Annotated in this window: 1 protein-coding gene (only partly in view); it reads left to right on the top strand. The window is 70.7% G+C overall.

Annotation, left to right across the window (positions count from 1 at the left end; all coding sequences use genetic code 11):
* Nucleotides 1-20,144 carry part of the coding region annotated (locus tag ACFPIJ_RS00495) for a type I polyketide synthase (RefSeq protein WP_380112507.1) on the top strand (this coding region is incomplete at its 3' end). 17,487 nt of the annotated region lie beyond the right edge of the window, so 20,144 of the 37,631 annotated nt are shown.

Here is a 20,144-nt window from a genome sequence, read left to right on the forward strand (position 1 = left end):
GTGGCAGATGAACAAAGGTACCTCGAATACCTCAAGCGGGTAACGGCCGATCTCCGGCACGCACGACGCCGTCTGCGGCTGGCGGAGGCCCGCGAGCGGGAGCCCATCGCCATCGTCGGGATGAGCTGCCGGTATCCGGGCGCGGTCGCGTCGCCGGACGACCTGTGGCAGCTCGTGGCCCGCGGCGGCGACGGCATCGGTCACTTCCCCGCGGACCGTGGCTGGGACGTCACGACCACCGACGGGCCGTACGCGCGCGAGGGCGGCTTCGTCTACAACGCCGGCGAGTTCGACGCCAACCTCTTCGGGATCTCGCCCCGCGAGGCGCTCACCATGGACCCGCAGCAGCGGCTGCTGCTGGAGTCGTGCTGGGAGGCCGTCGAACGGGCCGGCGTCGACCCGCATTCGCTGCGCGGCAACCAGGTCGGCGTCTTCATCGGCGCGTCGACCAGCGGCTACGGGCTCGGTGTCACCGACCTGCCGGAGGGCGCCGACGGGCACCTGCTCACCGGTAACGCCGCCAGCGTCGTGTCGGGCCGGGTCGCCTACGTGCTCGGACTGGAAGGCCCCGCCGTCACCATCGACACCGCCTGCTCCTCCTCACTCGTCGCGCTGCACCTCGCCTGCCAGGCACTCCGGCAGGGCGAGTGCTCGATGGCACTCGCCGGCGGCGTCACCGTCATCACCGGGCCGGGCATCTTCGCGGAGTTCTCCCGCCAGGGTGGCCTCGCCGCCGACGGGCGCTGCAAGCCGTTCTCCGCCGCCGCCGATGGCACCAACTGGTCCGAGGGCGTCGGCGTCCTGCTCGTCGAGCGCCTCTCCGACGCCCGACGCAACGGTCACCAGATCCTCGCGGTCGTGCGGGGCAGTGCGGTGAATCAGGACGGTGCCTCGAATGGTCTTACGGCGCCCAACGGTCCGTCGCAGGAGCGGGTGATTCTGCAGGCGCTTGCCAGTGCCCGTCTTGCTCCGTCCGATGTGGATGTCGTTGAGGCGCATGGCACGGGTACCCGGTTGGGTGACCCGATCGAGGCGCAGGCGCTGCTGGCGACGTACGGGCAGGGCCGCGCCGACGATCGTCCACTGTGGCTCGGGTCGGTGAAGTCGAACATCGGTCACAGCCAGGCCGCCGCTGGTGTCGCCGGTGTCATCAAGATGGTCATGGCGTTGCAGCACGACGTGATGCCGCAGAGCCTGCACGTCGACGCGCCGTCCCCGCACGTCGACTGGTCGGCCGGTGCCGTCAGTCTGCTCACCGAGGCCCGCCCCTGGCGTCGCGACGACGTCGCCCGGCGTGCGGGCGTGTCGTCGTTCGGGGTCAGCGGCACCAACGCCCACATCATCATTGAGGAAGCGCCCTCGTCCACCGACGCGGACGACCTCGCCGAGGACGAGCCGGTCGAGCCGGACACCGAACCCGCGACGCGGCCCCTGGTGACCGCGCCGGCTTCCGTGCCGTGGTTGCTGTCCGCGAAGACGGCCGGTGCGTTGGCCGGTCAGGCGGGCCGCTTGCGGGCCGCGCTTGAGCGCAGTTCCGCTCCTGGGGTTGTTGACGTCGGGTACTCGTTGGCGTCCAGCCGGGCGGTGCTTGAGCACCGTGCTGTGGTGTTCGCCGCGGACGCCGCCGGTGCTGGGGAGTCGCTTGCTGCGGTCGAGCGTGGGTCGGGTTCGGCGGATGTGGTGCTCGGCACTGCGGTGCCGGGGCGGTTGGCGTTGCTGTTCACGGGTCAGGGTGCTCAGCGTTCGGGTATGGGTCGGCAGTTGCATGCCCAGTTCCCGGTCTTCGCGGAGGTGTACGACGACGTCTGCGCCCGGTTCGATGCCCTGCTGGATGTGCCGCTGCGCGACGCGGACGTCAACCAGACGGTGTACACGCAGGCGTCGTTGTTCGCGATCGAGGTGGCGCTGTTCCGGCTGATCGAGTCGTTCGGGATCCGGCCGGACTTCCTGCTGGGTCACTCGATCGGTGAGCTGGCCGCCGCGCACGTTGCGGGGGTGCTGTCCCTGGATGATGCGGTGCGCCTGGTCGCCGCCCGTGGCCGGCTGATGCAGGCGCTGCCGGCCGGTGGAGCGATGCTGGCCGTCCAGGCTACGGAAGCCGAGGTCCGGGCGGCTTTGGAGCCGTTCGCCAGCAGGGTGGACATCGCGGCGATCAACGGTCCGACGTCGGTCGTGATCTCTGGTGAGGCCGCGGTGATCGACGGGCTGTTCAAGGACCGTAAGACGTCGCGGCTGAAGGTTTCGCACGCGTTCCATTCGCCGCTGATGGAGCCGATGCTGGAGGAGTTCCGGGCGGTCGCTGCCGGTCTGTCGTATGCGCCGCCGCAGATTCCGATCGTGTCGAACCTGACCGGTGAGCTCGTGGAGGCGTACTCCGCGGATTACTGGGTGCGGCATGTGCGTGAGGCGGTCAGGTTTGCTGATGGGGTTAGTTGGCTGGCCGGGAGTGGGGTGACCCGGTTCCTGGAGGTTGGGCCGTCTGGCGTGCTGACCGCGATGGTGCAGGATTGTGTCGCTGGGCAGGGCGGCGTGGTTGCGCTGCCGGGATTGCGTCGTGACCGGGATGAGGTCGCGTCGGTCCTGCGCGCCGTTGCGCAGCTGCATGTTGTCGGGGTCGATGTCGACTGGGTGAAGGTGTACGCCGACTGGGGTGGCCGCCGGGTCGACCTGCCGACATATGCGTTCCAGCGGGAGCGGTACTGGCTGCACGCAACGGCCGTCAGCGTGCCGAGCGAAAGTGCGGTGCTGCCGTGGCGGTACGCCGTGGAGTGGCGTCCGTCGGCTCCGGCTGGTGGTGTGTCGGGGACGTGGCTTGCGTTGGCGTCTTCCTCGGATGGTTGGGGTCTGGAGGCCCTCGCGGCGGTTGAGGCGGCCGCGGATCGTGTGGTGCGTCTTGACGTTTCCGGCGATCGGTTGGCTTTGGCGGCCCGGCTTCGGGAGACGGTTACCGAAACCCCTGGTTTGGCTGGGGTGTTGTGGCTGGCGCCGTCCGAGGCGGCGTTGGACGCGACGGTTGTGGTGGTGCAGGCGCTCGGCGATGCCGGTGTCGACGCGCCTCTGTGGACTCTTACCCGGGATGCGGTTGAGGGTGTCGGGCATGCGCTGGTGTGGGGCTTCGGCCGGGTCGCCGCCCTGGAGTATCCGCAGCGCTGGGGTGGTCTGGTCGACGGCCCCGCGGTGTGGGACGCCGGTGCGCTCGCGGGTCTGACCGCTGCGCTGGGTGGTGCTGAGGATCAGGTGTCGGTGCGGTCGTCGGGGGTGTTTGCGCGTCGGCTGCGGCGTGCCGCGCAGCTGCCGGCGGCGGTGCGGTCGTGGCGGCCGAGCGGCACGGTCGTGGTGACGGGCGGCACCGGTGGTCTGGGTGCTGAGGTCGCCCGGTGGCTCGCGGCCCGGGGCGCACCTGGCCTGCTGTTGCTGAGCCGCCGGGGTCTTGATGCTCCTGGTGCTGTCGAGCTGCGGGATGAGCTGTCCGCGGTGGGCACACACGTCACCGTCGTTGCGTGCGACGTTGCTGACCGTGACTCGCTGGCTGCCGCGCTGGCGACTGTTGCGGTGGACCGGCCGGTGTGCGGTGTCGTGCATGCGGCTGGCGTGGATCCGGTGTTTGCGATCGAGGATGCGACGCCGGAGCGGGTGGCGGACGTTCTCGCCGCCAAGGTCGACGGTGCGGTGCATCTGGATGCGCTGCTCACGGATGCGCCGCTTGAGGCGTTCATCTTGTTCTCGTCGATTGCCGGTGTGTGGGGTAGTGGCCGGCAGTCGGCGTATGGCGCGGCGAACGCTGCGTTGGACGCTCTCGCGTGGCGGCGGCGGGCTCGGGGTGTGTCGGCGACGTCGGTGTCGTGGGGTCCGTGGGCCGGTGCGGGGATGGCCGCCGGCGACGGGGTGGGCGAGGTGTTGCTGCGGCATGGGCTGCGGCCGATGCCGGCCCGCCTGGCGCTGCTCGCCCTCGGACAGGCCGTGGATGGTGACGAGACGTGCGTGACGGTCGCCGACGTGGACTGGGACCGGTTCACCGCGACGTTCACGGCGGGCCGGCCGAGTCCGCTGCTGGAGGATCTGGCCCCGACCGACGCGCCTGTAGGTGAGGCCGCGGGCGGGGACCTGCGTGCGCGTCTTGCCGCGGCTTCCACGGCGGAACGTCATCGCATGCTGTCGGACCTCGTCCGTGGCGGTGTCGCCACGACCCTCGGCTACGCCTCTGCGGGCAGTATTGAGGAGCAGCGGCCGTTCAAGGCTCTCGGGTTTGATTCGCTGACCGCGGTGGAGCTGCGGAACCTGCTCAACGCGGCGACGGGTCTGGTGCTGCCGGTCGGCCTGGTGTTCGACCACCCGACCCCCCTCGCCGTGGCCAACTACCTGCACAGCGAACTGTGCGCCGACGCCGCCGACGACCGGCAGGACCTCACCCCGGAACTGCTGGGCACCGACGCGGAGCCGATCGCGATCGTCGGGATGAGCTGCCGGCTGCCGGGTGGGGTGTCCTCGCCGGAGGAGTTGTGGCGTCTCGTCGACGGTGGCGTCGATGCGATGGGTGGGTTCCCGACTGACCGTGGCTGGGACGTTGCGGGTGGGGATTTCGCGCGGGTTGGTGGGTTCGTCGCGGACGCGGCCGGGTTCGACGCTGATCTGTTTGGGATCAGTCCGCGTGAGGCTGTGGCGATGGATCCGCAGCAGCGGTTGTTGCTTGAGGCTGCGTGGGAGGTGGTGGAGCGGGCGTCGCTGGATCCGCTGTCGCTGCGCGGAACCCGCACGGGTGTGTTCGTCGGTGCGTCGACGTCCGGGTACGGCCTCGGCGGGACCGGTGAGGGCGACGGCTATCTGCTGACCGGCACCGCGAACAGTGTGATTTCGGGTCGGGTGGCGTATGCGCTGGGGTTGGAGGGCCCGGCGGTGACGGTGGACACGGCGTGTTCGTCGTCGCTGGTGGCGTTGCATCTGGCGTCGCAGGCGTTGCGGGCTGGTGAGTGCAGCCTTGCGGTGGCTGGTGGTGTGACGGTGATGCCCAGCCCGGCCGTGTTCGGGGAGTTCGCCCGGCAGGGTGGTCTGGCTGGTGACGGCAGGTGTAAGTCGTTCGCGGCTGGTGCGGACGGCACGGGCTGGTCAGAAGGCGTCGCGGTCCTGTTGGTGGAACGACTCTCCGATGCACAACGCAACGGCCATGAGGTCCTGGCGGTGGTGCGGGGCAGCGCGGTGAACCAGGACGGTGCGTCGAACGGGTTGACGGCGCCGAACGGTCCGTCGCAGGAGCGGGTGATCCGTCAGGCGCTTGCCAATGCGCGGTTGGTGGCGGATGACGTTGACGTGGTCGAGGGACACGGTACGGGGACGAGGCTCGGCGATCCGATCGAGGCGCACGCGCTGCACGTGGCGTATGGGCGGGCCCGGGAGTCGGGTCGGTCATTGTGGTTGGGGTCGTTGAAGTCGAACATCGGGCACACGCAGGCTGCGTCTGGTGTGGCTGGTGTGATCAAGATGGTCATGGCGATGCGGCACGGGACGTTGCCGCAGACGCTGCACGTCGACGCGCCGTCGCCGCACGTGGACTGGTCTTCGGGTGCGGTCGAACTGTTGACGGAGTCGCAGGCATGGCCGGAGACGGGTCGGCCGCGTCGTGCGGCGGTGTCGTCGTTCGGGATCAGCGGCACCAACGCACACACCATCATCGAGCAGGCGCCGGCGGTCGCGGAGCCGGAGGTGGATGGTGCGCCACGGACCGATGGTGGTGTGCTGCCGGTGGTGGTGGCGGCCCGGTCGACGGCGGCGCTGCACGCCCAGGCGGGCCGGTTGCGGGAGCAGTTGCTGGCCGACCCGGACACAGGCCTGCATGATGTTGCGTGGTCGTTGGTGACCACACGAGCCGGGCTGGAACACCGGGCGGTGGTCCTGAGCAGCGACCGCGACAGCCTCACCGCAGCCCTCGAAGCCCTCGCCGCCGGTGGCAGCGGGTCGCAGCTGGTCACCGGTTCGGTCACGCCGGGCCGCACCGCGTTCCTGTTCACCGGTCAGGGTGCGCAGCGTTCCGATATGGGCGCCGGCTTGTATGAGCGGTTCCCGGTCTTCGCCGACGCCTACGACGCGGTCTGCGCCCGGTTCGACACCCTGCTGGACCAGCCCCTGCGCGACGCCGATGTGAACCAGACCGTCTACACGCAGGCTGCACTGTTCGCGGTCGAGGTGGCGCTGTTCCGCTTGCTGGAATCCTTCGGGGTCCGCCCCGACTTCCTGTTGGGTCACTCGATCGGTGAGCTCGCCGCCGCGCATGTCGCGGACGTGCTGTCGCTGGATGACGCGGTGGCGTTGGTCGCGGCGCGGGGCCGGTTGATGCAGGCGTTGCCGGCCGGTGGGGCGATGCTGGCGGTGCAGGCGACCGAGGCCGAGGTGCTTTCCGCGTTGGAGCCGTTTGCGGGTCGGGTGGACATCGCCGCCGTCAACGGCCCGACGTCGATCGTGGTGTCCGGTGACGCTGAGGTGATCGACCAGCTCTTCAAGGACCGTAAGACGTCGCGGCTGACGGTGTCGCACGCGTTCCACTCGCCGTTGATGGAGCCGATGCTGGAGGAGTTCCGGGCGGTCGCCGCCGGCCTCACCTATGCCCCGCCGCGCATTCCCATCATCTCCAACCTGACCGGGCAGCCGGTCGAGGTGCACTCCGCCGACTACTGGGTCCGGCACGTGCGCGAAGCGGTCCGGTTCGCCGACGGCGTCGCGTGGCTGGAATCCAACGGCGTCACCCGGTTCCTGGAGGTCGGGCCGTCCGGAGTGCTCACCGCCATGGCGCAGCAGTGCCTGACCGGCGAGCCGGTGCTCACCGCAGCGCTGCGCAAGGACCGCGACGAACCCACCACCCTCCTGCACGCACTGAGCACCCTGCACGTCAACGGCGCCGCCGTCGATTGGACCGCGATCCTGCCCCAGGGCCGCATTGTGGGCCTGCCGACGTATGCGTTCCAGCGGGAGCGGTACTGGCTGCAGCATGCGCCCGCGCCGTCGGCCGATCCGGTCGAGGACGGCTTCTGGGCGGCGGTCGAGCGGGAGGATGCCGACACGATCGCGGCAACCCTCGGCGTCTCCACGGCCGGAGAGCTGACGTCGTTGCTGCCTGCGCTGTCTGCGTGGCGGCGTCGGCAGCGGGCCGAGTCGGTTGTGCACGACTGGCGGTACGACGTTGCCTGGAAGCACGTCGCCGATCTGCCCGCCGCGACGCTGACCGGCACCTGGGTGGTCGCAGCGGCACCGGGCGATGGTGCCGGGGATGTGGTGGAGGCGTTGCGGTCGGCGGGTGCCGAGCCGGTGGAGCTGCCGCTGACCGACGCCGATCTGGACCGTGCTGCGTTCGCTGCCCGGTTGGGTGCGTTGGGTGAGCTGTCGGGTGTGCTGGTGGTGTGCGGTTCTGATCTGGAGCCGGTGATGCCGTTGGCGGTGTCGGCGACGGTGGTGCTGGTTCAGGCGCTGGCTGATCTGGGGTCGTCGGCGAAGGTGTGGGGCGTGACGCGGGGCGCGGTCGCCGTGGATGCGAGCGAGCGGGTCTCGGCTGTGGCTGCGGCGCAGCTTTGGGGTCTGGGTCGTGTGGTCGCCCTGGAGCAGCCACACCGTTGGGGCGGCCTGATCGACCTGGCGGATCGAGTCGACGCGGGCCTGGCTGGCGTTCTTGCTCAGGCCGGCGAGGATCAGGTTGCGGTGCGCCGGTCTGGTGTGTTCGCGCGCAGGCTTGTGACCGCCCCGGCGTTCGATGTGTCGGCTCGTCGGGTGTGGCGGCCGCGGGGAACGATCCTGGTGACGGGTGGCACCGGCGGTCTGGGCGGTCACGTCGCCCGCTGGCTGGCGGGGCTTGGTGCGCCGAGTCTCGTGCTTGCCGGTCGGCGTGGTCTGGACACGCCTGGCGTGGATGCGCTGGTGTCGGAGCTCGTCGCCCTCGGTGCCCGGGTCGATGTCGTGGCGTGTGATGTGGCTGATGGTGACGCGGTCGCGGAGTTGCTCGCCGCGGTGCCGGCGGATCTGCCGTTGTCGGGTGTGGTGCACGCGGCGGGGGTGGACGACGCGGTCGAGATCGCGGACCTGGACTTGGATCGCCTCGCAGGTGTGCTGCGGGGGAAGGTTGCCGGTGCGGCGCATCTGGACCGGTTGTTGGCTGGTGTTGAGCTGGATCTGTTTGTGGTGTTCTCGTCGATTGCCGGTGTGTGGGGTAGCGGTGGTCAGGGTGCGTATGCGGCTGCGAATGCGTTCCTGGACGCGTTGGTGCAGCAGCGCCGGGCGCGTGGTGAGGTGGGTACGGCGTTGGCGTGGGGTCCGTGGGCTGAGGCCGGGATGCTGGTGGACGCGGGTGCGGAGTCGTATCTGCGGCGTCGTGGTCTGGTGCCGATGCCGCCGGCGCTTGCTGTGAGGGCGCTTGCGGCGGCCGTGGAGCACAACGTGGGCGCGGCGGTTGTCGCGGATGTGGACTGGTCCCGGTTCTGTGAGGTGTTCACCGCGGGTCGTGCGAGCCGGTTGTTCGATCTGCTGCCTGGTGTTGTGGCGCCGGCTGTCGAGGCCGTCGGCGTGGATGGGGTGTTGCGGCGCCGGTTGCTGGAGGTTCCGGGTTCGCAGCAGCGTCAGGTGGTGTTGGCGTTGGTGCGGTCGGAGGTGGCCGCGGTGCTGGGTCATGCCGACGTTGCGGCGGTGGAGCCGGGCAAGCCGTTCAAGGCGTTGGGTTTCGATTCGTTGACTGCGGTGGAGTTGCGGAACCGGTTGGCCGCGGTGACGGGGTTGACGTTGCCGGTCGGGATGGTCTTTGACTACCCGACCCCGCTTGCGCTGGCTGAGCATCTGCGTGGTGCGCTGTTGGGCGAGGCGAGCTCCGTTGAGCTGGAGCCGGTGGTGGGGCGGCTGGTTGATGAGCCGATCGCGATTGTCGGGATGAGCTGCCGGTACGCGGGTGGCGTCGACAGCCCCGAAGACCTGTGGCGTCTCGTCCGTGATGGCGCCGATGGTGTGTCGTCGTTCCCGACGAACCGGGGCTGGAACGTCGACGCCCTCTACAACCCCGACCCGGACAACCCCGGCACGTCGACCACGGCCCAGGGTGGGTTCCTGCACGACGCCGACGCGTTCGACGCGGCCTTCTTCGGCATCTCGCCACGGGAGGCCCTCGCCATGGACCCGCAGCAGCGACTGCTGCTGGAGACGACATGGGAAGCGTTCGAACGGGCCGGCCTGGACCCCCACGCCCTGGCCGGCAGCCGGACCGGTGTGTTCGTCGGCACGAATGTCCACGACTACCTTGCACTGCTCGCCAACGGCTCGATGGACACCGAGGGGTACCTGGCAACGGGCAGCGCCGCGAGTGTGATTTCGGGTCGGATCGCGTACGCGTTCGGGTTGGAAGGCCCGGCCGTCAGCGTCGACACGGCGTGTTCGTCGTCGCTGGTAGCGCTGCACCTGGCGGTGCAGTCGCTGCGGGCCGGGGAATGCTCCCTGGCGGTGGCCGGCGGCGTGGCGGTCATGTCGACGCCCGGGATCTTCACCGAGTTCTCCCGTCAGCGTGGCCTTGCCGCCGACGGTCGTTGCAAGGCGTTCGCGGCCGCCGCTGACGGCACCGGCTGGGGCGAAGGTGTCGGGCTCCTCCTCGTGGAAAGGCTGTCGGATGCCCGCCGCAACGGCCACCAGGTCCTGGCCGTGGTCCGCGGTTCCGCGGTCAACCAGGATGGTGCGTCCAATGGTCTGACGGCCCCGAACGGTCCGTCGCAGCAGCGAGTCATCCGGCAGGCTCTCGCGATCGCCGGCCTCAACCCGGCCGATGTCGATGCTGTCGAGGCGCATGGCACCGGCACGAGGCTCGGCGACCCGATCGAGGCCGAGGCGCTGCTGGCCACCTATGGTCAGGGCCGCCCGGCGGACAGTCCATTGTGGCTGGGCTCGGTCAAGTCGAACATCGGTCACACCCAGGCGGCAGCAGGTGTCGCTGGTGTGATCAAGATGGTCATGGCGATGCAGCAGGAGGTACTGCCGCAAACCCTGCACGTGGACGCGCCGTCGCCGCACGTGGACTGGTCCTCGGGTGCGGTGGAACTGCTGACGGAGGCCCGGTCCTGGCCCCGTAGCGACCGCCCGCGGCGTGCGGGGGTGTCGTCGTTCGGGATGAGCGGCACGAACGCACACGTCATCGTCGAGGAACCCGAACCGTCGCCCGTGGTGGAGCCGTCAGCTGTGGCGGGTCCGGTGCCGTGGCTGATCTCCGGCAGGTCCCCGGCGGCGTTGCGGGCGCAGGCAGCCCAGCTCGCAGACTTCGCCGCCACCGACGTCGATGTGGCAGCGGTGGCTCGTGCCCTCGCGACGACCCGCGCCGCGCTGGAGCACCGCGCCGTGGTTGTGGCCGAGGACGCGGCCGGTTTCATCGCCGGTCTGGAGACGGTCGAGCCGGTGAACGCGGCGGCGGGTTCGACTGGTGTGGTGCTGGTCTTCCCGGGCCAGGGCGGTCAGTGGCCGGGCATGGCGGTGAACCTGTTGGAGAGTTCGCCGGTGTTCGCGGCCCGGTTGCGGGAGTGCGACGCGGTGCTGGACTTCCCGCTGGTCGAGGTGTTGACCGGCGGAGATCAGGAGTGGCTGGAGCAGGTCGACGTCGTCCAGCCGGTGCTGTGGGCCGTGATGGTGTCCCTCGCAGCGGTGTGGGAATCCTTCGGGGTCCAGGTCGCGGGGGTGGTCGGGCACTCGCAGGGCGAGATCGCGGCAGCGGTCGTCGCTGGTGCGTTGAGCCTGGCTGATGGTGCGTTGGTGGTGTCGGCACGGTCGCGGCTGCTGCGGGACCTGGCCGGCACCGGCGGCATGCTCGTCGTCGGCGCCCCGGTGGACGAACTGGGTGAACTGCCCGACGGTGTGAGTGTCGCCGCAGTCAACGGCCCGCGGCTGATCGTGGTGTCCGGCGACAACGCAGGCTTGGACGCGGTCGCCGCAGCGTGCGCCGAGCGGGGTGTGTGGGCGAAGCGAGTCCCCGTCGACTACGCCTCCCATTCGGTGCATGTGGAGGCGATCCGGGAGCCGCTGCTCGCAGCTCTGGATGGGTTGACCGCGCAACAGTGCCGGTTGCCGTTCTACTCGACGGTGACGGGCGAACTGATCGACGGCACCACGTTGGACGCCCGGTACTGGTTCGACAACCTGCGTCACCCGGTCCGGTTCGATGACGTCATCGCATCGCTGGTCGCCGACGGGCACACCGCGTTCGTTGAGGTGAGCCCGCATCCGGTGTTGACCGGTGGGGTGGGTGAACGCGCCAACGTGGTGGTCGGGACCCTGCGCCGCGATGAGGGTGGCTGGGATCGGATGCTGCGCTCCGCCGGCGAACTGTGGGCGGGCGGCATTGAGGTCGACTGGCCGCGGGTGCTCGGCGAGACCACAGGAGTCGTGGACCTGCCGACGTACCCGTTCCAGCGGCAGCGGTTCTGGCCGTCAAGTGCGGGCGAGGCACTGCTGGGTGCTGGGGTGCAGCTGGCTGATGGTGATGGCACGGTGTTCACCGGCCGCGTATCGCTGAGCACGCATCCGTGGCTGGCTGACCATCGGGTCCTGGACCGGGTGCTGCTGCCCGGGACGGCGTTCGTCGAACTCGCGCTGCACGCAGGTGCGGTGCGGGAGCTGACGATCGAAGCACCCCTGGTCATCCCCGACACCGGCAGCGTGACCCTGCAGGTTCGGGTCGGGGCGCTGGATGAGACCGGTGATCGGCCGGTCCGGATCTCGTCCCGCAGCGAAGACTCCTGGACGCATCACGCCACCGGTCTCATCGCCGCCGAAGCTGCGAACCCCACCTTCGACCTGGTCGCGTGGCCCCCGCCGGGCGCCGATCCGGTCGACCTGGACGGGTTCTACGAGCGTGGCGAGGACGCTGGGTATGGATACGGGCCAGTCTTCCAGGGTCTGCGTCGTGCCTGGCGGGTCGCTGATGACGTGTATGCCGAGGTGGTGCTGCCGGAGTCGGCGACTGCGGCCGGGTTCGGCCTGCACCCGGCGCTGCTGGACGCCGCCCTGCACGCCGTGAGCCTTGGCGACTTCGTTGCCCCTGGTGAGGTGCGGCTGCCGTTCGCCTGGACCGGCATCAACCTGCACGCCATCGGCGCGGCAGCCCTACGGGTCCGGATCGCGGCCGCGGGCACCGACGCCGTGACCGTCGACGTCGCTGACAGCACCGGCGCTCCCGTCGCGAGCATCGACAGCCTGACGCTGCTGCCAGTGTCACGGGCACAGGTAGCGACTGGCCCGGCACTGCAGGACTCGCTGTTCCACACGCAGTGGACCGCTGTCGCCGTCAAGGCTTCAGTCACCCAGCCGGCCGCGGTCGTGCTCGGCGACGCCGAGTTCGCCGATCGGCTCGGCGTCACCGCCGTAGAGACGGTGGGCGACGCCGTGGGTGTCGTCATCCTGCCCGTGACCGACGCCGATGCTGGTGTGGCGGGTGCCGACGTGCGGGTCCGTGCGGGCGTGCACCGGGTGCTGTCGCTCGTGCAGGAGTGGCTGGCGCAGGTGCGGCCGGCAGGGGACCGTCTGGTGGTCCTCACCCGTGGCGCGGTCGCCGTCGACGGCCCGGTGACAGATCTGGTTGGTGCGGCGGTGTGGGGGCTGCTGCGGTCGGCGCAGTCGGAGAACCCGGACCGCATCGTGCTGCTCGACACCGACGGCAGCGACACCTCCCTGGCGGTGCTGCTGGACACGATCGGTCTGGACGAGCCGCAGCTGGCGGTCCGTAACGGTGCCGTGTCGGCGTTGCGGCTGGTGCGGGCGCTGCCGGCAACCACCCTGCTCACCCCGCAGGATGACGCGGTGCCGCATCGGGTTGAGGTGGTCGGTGGCGGCACGTTGCACAGCGTCGGGTTCGTCCCCGCCGAGGAAGCGGCAGCACCACTGGCAGCGGGTCAGGTGCGGGTTGCGGTCCGCGCGGCCGGGATCAACTTCCGGGACGTGGCGATCGCGTTGGGCATGGTCCCCGACCAGCAGGTGATCGGTTCCGAAGCAGCCGGTGTCGTCGTCGAGGTCGGACCCGGGGTGACGGACCTGACCGTGGGTGACCGGGTGTTCGGCCTGTTCTCCGGCGCGTTCGGCCCGCTGGCGGTCACCGACCGCCGGGTCGTGGCGCCAATGCCGCAGGGGTGGACGTTCCCGCAGGCGGCGTCGGTCCCGGTGGTGTTCCTGACCGCCTACTACGCCCTGCGCGACCTCACCAGCGTCCAACCCGGCGAACGCCTCTTGGTCCACGCCGCAGCCGGCGGCGTCGGCATGGCCGCGGTGCAACTGGCCCGGCACTGGGGTGTCGAGGTGTACGGCACCGCGTCACCGGCGAAGTGGGACGCACTACGCAGCCTCGGCCTGGACGACGCGCACATCGCCTCATCGCGGGACCTGGACTTCGAAGCGACGTTCCGGACCGCTACGCAGGGTCGGGGTGTGGACGTGGTCCTCAACTCCCTCGCTGGGCAGTACATCGACGCGTCGCTGCGGCTCCTCGGCCCTGGCGGCAGGTTCTCCGAGATGGGCAAGACCGACAAACGCGACCCCGCCGTGGTCGCGGCCGCGCACGACGGTGTGTCGTATCGCGCGTTCGACCTGGCTGAGGCGGGGTTGGATCGGGTCGGGGCGATGCTGACCGAGGTCCTGGCCCTGTTCGACGCCGGGGTGTTGCAGGTGCCGCCGGTCACCGCCTGGGACCTGCGCGACGCCGCCGCCGCGTTCCGGTACATGGGCCAGGCCCGACACATCGGCAAGAACGCCTTCATCATCCCGACCACGCCGCAGGGCACGGTGCTGATCACCGGTGGCACCGGCCTGCTCGGCGGCCTGTTCGCCGAACACCTCGTGCGCACCTATGGCATCCGCGATCTGGTGTTGACCAGCCGGCAGGGCATGGACGCGCCCGGCGCAGCAGAACTTGTCGACCGCCTGGCTGAGCTCGGTGCTCACGCCGAGGTCGTCGCCTGCGACGCCGCGAACCGCGACGCCCTGGCTGCCGTCATCGCTGGCCGGACGTTGTCCGGTGTCGTGCACTGTGCCGGGGTTCTGGACGACGGGGTGTTCGCTTCGTTGACCCCCGACCGCCTCGACGGCGTGTTGCGTCCGAAGGTGGATGCTGCGGTACACCTGCATGAGCTGACGAAACACATGGACCTGGCCTGGTTCGTGGTGTTCTCCTCAGCATCGGCAACGTTCGGGTCCGCAGGACAGGCCAACTACGCCGCCGCCAACGCGTTCCTCGACGGCCTCATGTCCTACCGCCGGAGCCTCGGCCTGCCCGGCCTGTCACTGGCCTGGGGCCTGTGGGCCGAAGCCTCAACCATGACCGGCCACCTCGACGGCCGTGACAAGACCCGCATCGGCAGCACCCTGTCCAACGACCACGGCCTCGCCCTGTTCGACCAGGCCATCCAACTCCCACACCACCACCAGGTCCCCATCACCCTGCACCTGAGCACCCCCCGCGACAACGGCACCCCCGTCCCGCCACTGTTCCGGGCCCTCGTCACCCCAACCCGACGCCGCGCCACCACCAGCAGCTCCGACACCGGCGCTACTCTCGCCGACCGGCTCGCCACCCGGCCCAGCAGCGAGCAACACCAGACCCTCCTCGACCTCATCACCGGCAACGCCGCCGCTGTCCTGGGGCACACCACCACCGACACCATCACCCCCGACCGACCCTTCAAAGAACACGGCTTCGACTCCCTCACCTCCGTCGAACTGCGCAACCGACTCAACACCGCCACCGGACTCCGACTCCCCGCCACCCTCGTCTTCGACTACCCAACCCCCACCACACTCGCCCAACACCTCCGCGAAACCCTCGTCGGGGCTGCCACGGCCGACCGGCCGCTTTCCGCGGTGCCCGCGGTCCGCCAGGCCGACGACGACCTCATCGCGATCGTGGGCATGAGCTGCCGGCTGCCCGGTGGGGTGGGAAACCCGGACGACCTCTGGGACCTGGTCCTTTCCGGTGCCGACGGCGTGTCCGACTTCCCGACCGACCGCGGCTGGCAGCTCGAGCACGCCGACGTCACGTTCGCCCGGGCCGGCGGCTTCGTCTACGACGCGACCACCTTCGACGCCGGCTTCTTCGGCATCTCGCCGCGCGAGGCGTACGCCATGGACCCGCAGCAGCGGCTGCTGCTCGAAGCGTCCTGGGAGGCCCTGGAAGACGCGGGGATCGACCCGACGTCGCTGCGAGGCAGCCAGACCGGTGTCTTCGTCGGCTCGGCGGTGTCCAACTACGGCATCGGCATGCAGCTGCCGGAGGGCGCGGAAGGGATGCTGCTCACCGGCAGCGCGGGCAGCGTCGCCTCGGGACGAATCTCGTACTCGCTGGGTCTGGAAGGTCCGGCGGTGACCGTGGACACGGCGTGCTCGTCGTCGCTGGTGGCGCTGCATCTTGCTGGGCAGGCGTTGCGGGCGGGGGAGTGCACGCTGGCGTTGGCCGGTGGTGCCACGGTGTTGGCGAATCCGGGCATTTTCGCGGAGTTCTCGCGGCAGGACGGGTTGGCGTCGGATGGTCGGTGTAAGCCGTTCGCGGCTGCGGCGGACGGCACCGGTTGGGCGGAGGGTGTTGGTCTGCTCGTGGTGGAGCGGCTTTCCGACGCGCGCCGCAACGGCCATGAGGTCCTGGCCGTCGTCCGCGGCAGCGCGGTGAACCAGGACGGTGCCTCCAACGGTTTGACCGCGCCGAACGGACCGTCGCAGCAGCGGGTGATCCGCCGGGCCCTGGCCAATGCCGGGCTGAGCGCCGCCGATGTGGACGCGGTGGAGGCGCACGGCACCGGCACCACCCTCGGTGACCCGATCGAGGCGCAGGCGTTGCTGGCGACGTACGGGCAGGACCGCCCGGCGGATACTCCACTGTGGATCGGGTCGGTCAAGTCGAACATCGGTCACACCCAGGGCGCGGCAGGTGTGGCCGGGGTGATCAAGATGGTGCTGGCGATGCGGCACGGCATCCTGCCACGGACGTTGCATGTGGATGCGCCGTCGCCGCATGTGGACTGGTCCTCGGGTGCGGTGGAGTTGCTGACCGAGGCGCGGCCGTGGCCGGAGACCGGCCGTCCGCGCCGGGCCGGCGTGTCCTCGTTCGGTGTCAGCGGCACCAACGCCCACGCCATCATCGAAGCGTTCCCCGCCGCCGAACCGACCACAGCCGAACCGACCGCCGCGCCGTCCGCGCTGCCGTGGCTGCTGTCCGCCCGCACCCGCGACGGGCTGCGCGACCAGGCGGCCGCGCTGCGCCGCCGGATCGAGCGCGAGCCTGACGTTGACGGCGTGGACGTCGCCGGGTCGCTCGTGACCACCAGGGCCGCTCTGGAACACCGCGCCGTCGTGATCGGCGCCGACCGCACCGAACTCCTCGCCGGCCTCGACCTCCTTGCCGCCGGCGAGGCCGGTCACCAGCTGCTGCAGGGCGTCGTGGGCCGGGGCCGCCTGGCGCTGCTGTTCACCGGTCAGGGCGCCCAGCGCGCCAACATGGGACGCGGCCTGTATGAGCGGTTCCCGGTGTTCGCCGACGCCTATGACGCGGTCGTTACCCGCTTCGACGCGCTGCTGGACCAGCCCCTGCGCGATGCCGACGTCAATCAGACGGTGTACACGCAGGCGTCGTTGTTCGCGCTTGAGGTGGCGCTGTTCCGCCTGGTGGAGTCGTTCGGGGTCAAACCGGACTACCTGCTCGGTCACTCGATCGGTGAGCTCGCCGCCGCGCACGTCGCGGACGTGCTGTCCTTGGACGATGCGGCCGCGTTGGTCGCAGCACGGGGCCGGTTGATGCAGGCGCTGCCGACCGGTGGGGCGATGCTGGCCGTGCAGGCGACCGAGGCCGAGGTCCGGGCGGTGTTGGAGCCGTTCGCCGGCCGGGTCGACATCGCCGCCGTCAACGGCCCGACGTCGATCGTGGTCTCCGGCGAGGCCGAGGTGATCGACCAACTGTTCAAGGACCGTAAGACGTCGCGGCTGACGGTGTCGCACGCGTTCCACTCGCCGCTGATGGAGCCGATGCTGGACGAGTTCCGGACGATCGCCGCCGGCCTGACTTATGCGCTGCCGCAGATTCCGATCGTGTCGAACCTGACGGGGCTGCCGGTTGAGGAGTACTCCGCGGACTACTGGGTCCGGCACGTGCGGAATGCAGTGAGGTTCGCCGACGGGGTCGGGTGGCTTGAGAACAACGGTGTCACCAGGTTCCTGGAGGTCGGGCCGTCCGGAGTCCTGACCGCGATGGCGCAGCAGTGTCTCAGTGGTGAGGCGGTGCTGGCCGCGGCGTTGCGCAAGGACCGCGATGAGCTGGAGTCGGTGCTGCGGGCGGTTGCCGCGTTGCATGTGGCCGGTGTCGCGGTCGACTGGGCGGCGATCTGCGGCCCGTGGGGCGGGCGCCGGGTGCAGCTACCGACGTACGCGTTCCAGCGCCGCCGGTACTGGCCCGAGCCGCTCACCGCCGCCCCCGTGCTGGCGGGTCCCCTCGACGCGCAGTTCTGGGACGCGGTCGAGCACGGCGACACCGACACGCTCGCCGCCACTCTCCGCCTGGACCAGTCCGACGAGCTGCGTGGCATCATGCCCGCCCTGACGTCGTGGCGGCGCCGGTCCCGGGACGTGTCGATCGCGGACGGGTGGCGGTACCGCATCACCTGGACGCCCCTCACCGACCTGCCGGCGGCCGTCCTGCCCGGCGCGTGGTTGCTCGTCGTGCCGCTGATGGCCGACGCCGGCGACGTGGCCGACGCGATGCAGCGGGCCGGCGCCACGGTCACCGTGGTCCACGCCGCCGCAGATACGGACCGCTGGCTCCTCGCCGACCACCTTCTCGACGCCATCGCCGAGGCGTCCACCGACATCGCCGGCGTCGTGTCGCTGCTCGGCCTCGCCGAGTCCACAGTGGATGGTCTCACCGCCGTGCCCCAGGGTGTCGTCGGCTCGGCCGCCCTCATGCAGGCGCTCGGCGACGCGGGTCTGCACGCGCCGGTCTGGTGGCTCACCCGCGGCGCCGTGGCCGCCGGTCGCTCCGACCGGCTCCGCAGCGCCGTCCAGGCCGAGATCTGGGGCCTGGGCCGGGCCGCCGCGCTGGAGTACCGCCACCAATGGGGTGGCCTCATCGACCTGCCCGAGACGTTCGACGCCCGCGTCGGCGACCGGCTGGCCTCCGTGCTGGCGCAGCGCGCCGAGGACCAGGTCGCGGTCCGCGCCTCTGGGGTGTTCGGCCGCCGTCTGGAGCGGTCCGTCGCCGGAGGTGACGTGCCGTTCGTGGCGCCGTCGCGCCCGGTGCTGGTGACCGGCGGCACCGGTGCGTTGGGCGCCCACGTCGCCCGCTGGCTCGCCGCCGAAGGCGTGCCGCACCTGCTGCTCACCAGCCGGCGTGGGATTGAGGCGCCGGGTGCCGGGGACCTGGTGGAGGAGCTGACCGCGCTCGGCACGCGGGTGACGGTCGCGGCCTGTGACGTCGCCGACCGGGCCGCGCTGGCAGGGCTGCTGGATCAGGTACCGGACCTGGCCGGTGTCGTGCACACGGCTGGGGTCCTCGACGACGGCGTGTTGGAGTCGCTGACGCCGGAACAGTTCGAGACGGTGCTGCGGGGCAAGGCCCTCGCCGCGGCGCACCTGGACGAGCTGACCGCCGGCCTGGACCTGTCGATGTTCGTGCTGTTCTCGTCGCTGACCGGCACGATCGGCAGCGCGGGCCAGGCGAACTACGCGGCGGCGAACGCCTTCCTCGACGCACTCGCCGAGCAACGGCGCGACCGGGGTCTGGCGGCCACGTCGATCGCGTGGGGGCCGTGGGCCGAGGCGGGCATGGCCGTCGACGACCTCGTCGCCCAGCGCATCCGCCGCGGCGGCCTTCCCCCGATGGACCCAGCGCTCGCCGTCACCGCGCTTCGCCGGGCCGTCACCACCGCCGACCCCACCGTCATGGTCGCCGACATCGACTGGACCCGGTTCGCCCGCCCGACCGCGCTGCTGCGCAACCTCCCCGACGTCCAGCAGCTCGCCACCGTCGAGACCGGCCCGACGGAGGCCGACGAGGCATCCGCGCTGCGCGAGCGACTGGCCGGCGCGACACCGACCGAACAGGCGCGCGTGCTGCTCGACCTCGTCCGCGCCCGGGCCGCCCTCGTCCTCGGCCACGGCTCAGCGTCCGAAGTGGAGCCCGAACGGGCCTTCCGCGAGCTCGGGTTCGACTCGTTGACCGCGGTGGAGTTGCGCAACGTGCTGGAGGGTGTCACCGGTCTGCGGTTGCCTGCCTCGCTGGTCTTCGACTACCCGACCCCGGCGGTCCTCGCCGAGCACCTGGCCGGCGTCCTCGGCCTGATCGACGCCACGGGCCTCGGCACGCCCCTGCAGCCGGCGCCGTCCGCTGTGGATGGTGACCCGATCGTGATCGTCGGTATGGGTTGCCGGTACCCGGGTGGTGTCGCTTCGCCGGAGGACCTGTGGTCGTTGGTCGAGTCCGGCGGGGATGGTATGTCGGCGTTCCCGGCGGACCGTCACTGGTATGTCCCCGACGGTGCGAGTTTCGCGCAGGTCGGTGGTTTCGTCTACGAGGCGTCGCAGTTCGATCCGGACCCGTTCGGTATTTCGCCGCGTGAGGCCCTGGCGATGGATCCGCAGCAGCGGCTGCTGCTGGAGGTGTCGTGGGAAACGTTTGAGCGCGCCGGGGTCGATCCGCGGTCGCTGCGCGGCCGTTCGGTGGGCGTGTTCGTCGGCGCGTCAAACAATGGGTACGGCGTCGGCGGTCGTCTCCCGGAGGGTGCTGAGGGGCATCTGCTGACCGGTGGTGCGAACAGCGTCATCTCGGGTCGGGTCGCGTACACGTTCGGTCTGGAAGGGCCTGCCGTCACGGTTGACACGGCGTGTTCGTCGTCGCTGGTGGCGTTGCATTGGGCGGCTCAGGCGTTGCGGGCTGGTGAGTGTGAGCTGGCGTTGGTTGGTGGTGTGACGGTGATTGCTGGTCCGGAGGTGTTCGCGGAGTTCTCGCGGCAGGACGGGCTGGCGTCGGATGGTCGGTGCAAGGCGTTTGCTGGAGCGGCGGACGGCACGGGCTGGGCCGAGGGCGTGGGTCTGCTGCTGGTGGAGCGCCTCTCCGACGCGCAGCGCAACGGCCATCAGATCCTGGCGCTCGTGCGGGGCAGCGCGGTCAACCAGGACGGTGCCTC

This window comes from Dactylosporangium cerinum, assembly GCF_042653625.1.
Taxonomy (GTDB): Bacteria; Actinomycetota; Actinomycetes; order Mycobacteriales; family Micromonosporaceae; genus Dactylosporangium; species Dactylosporangium cerinum.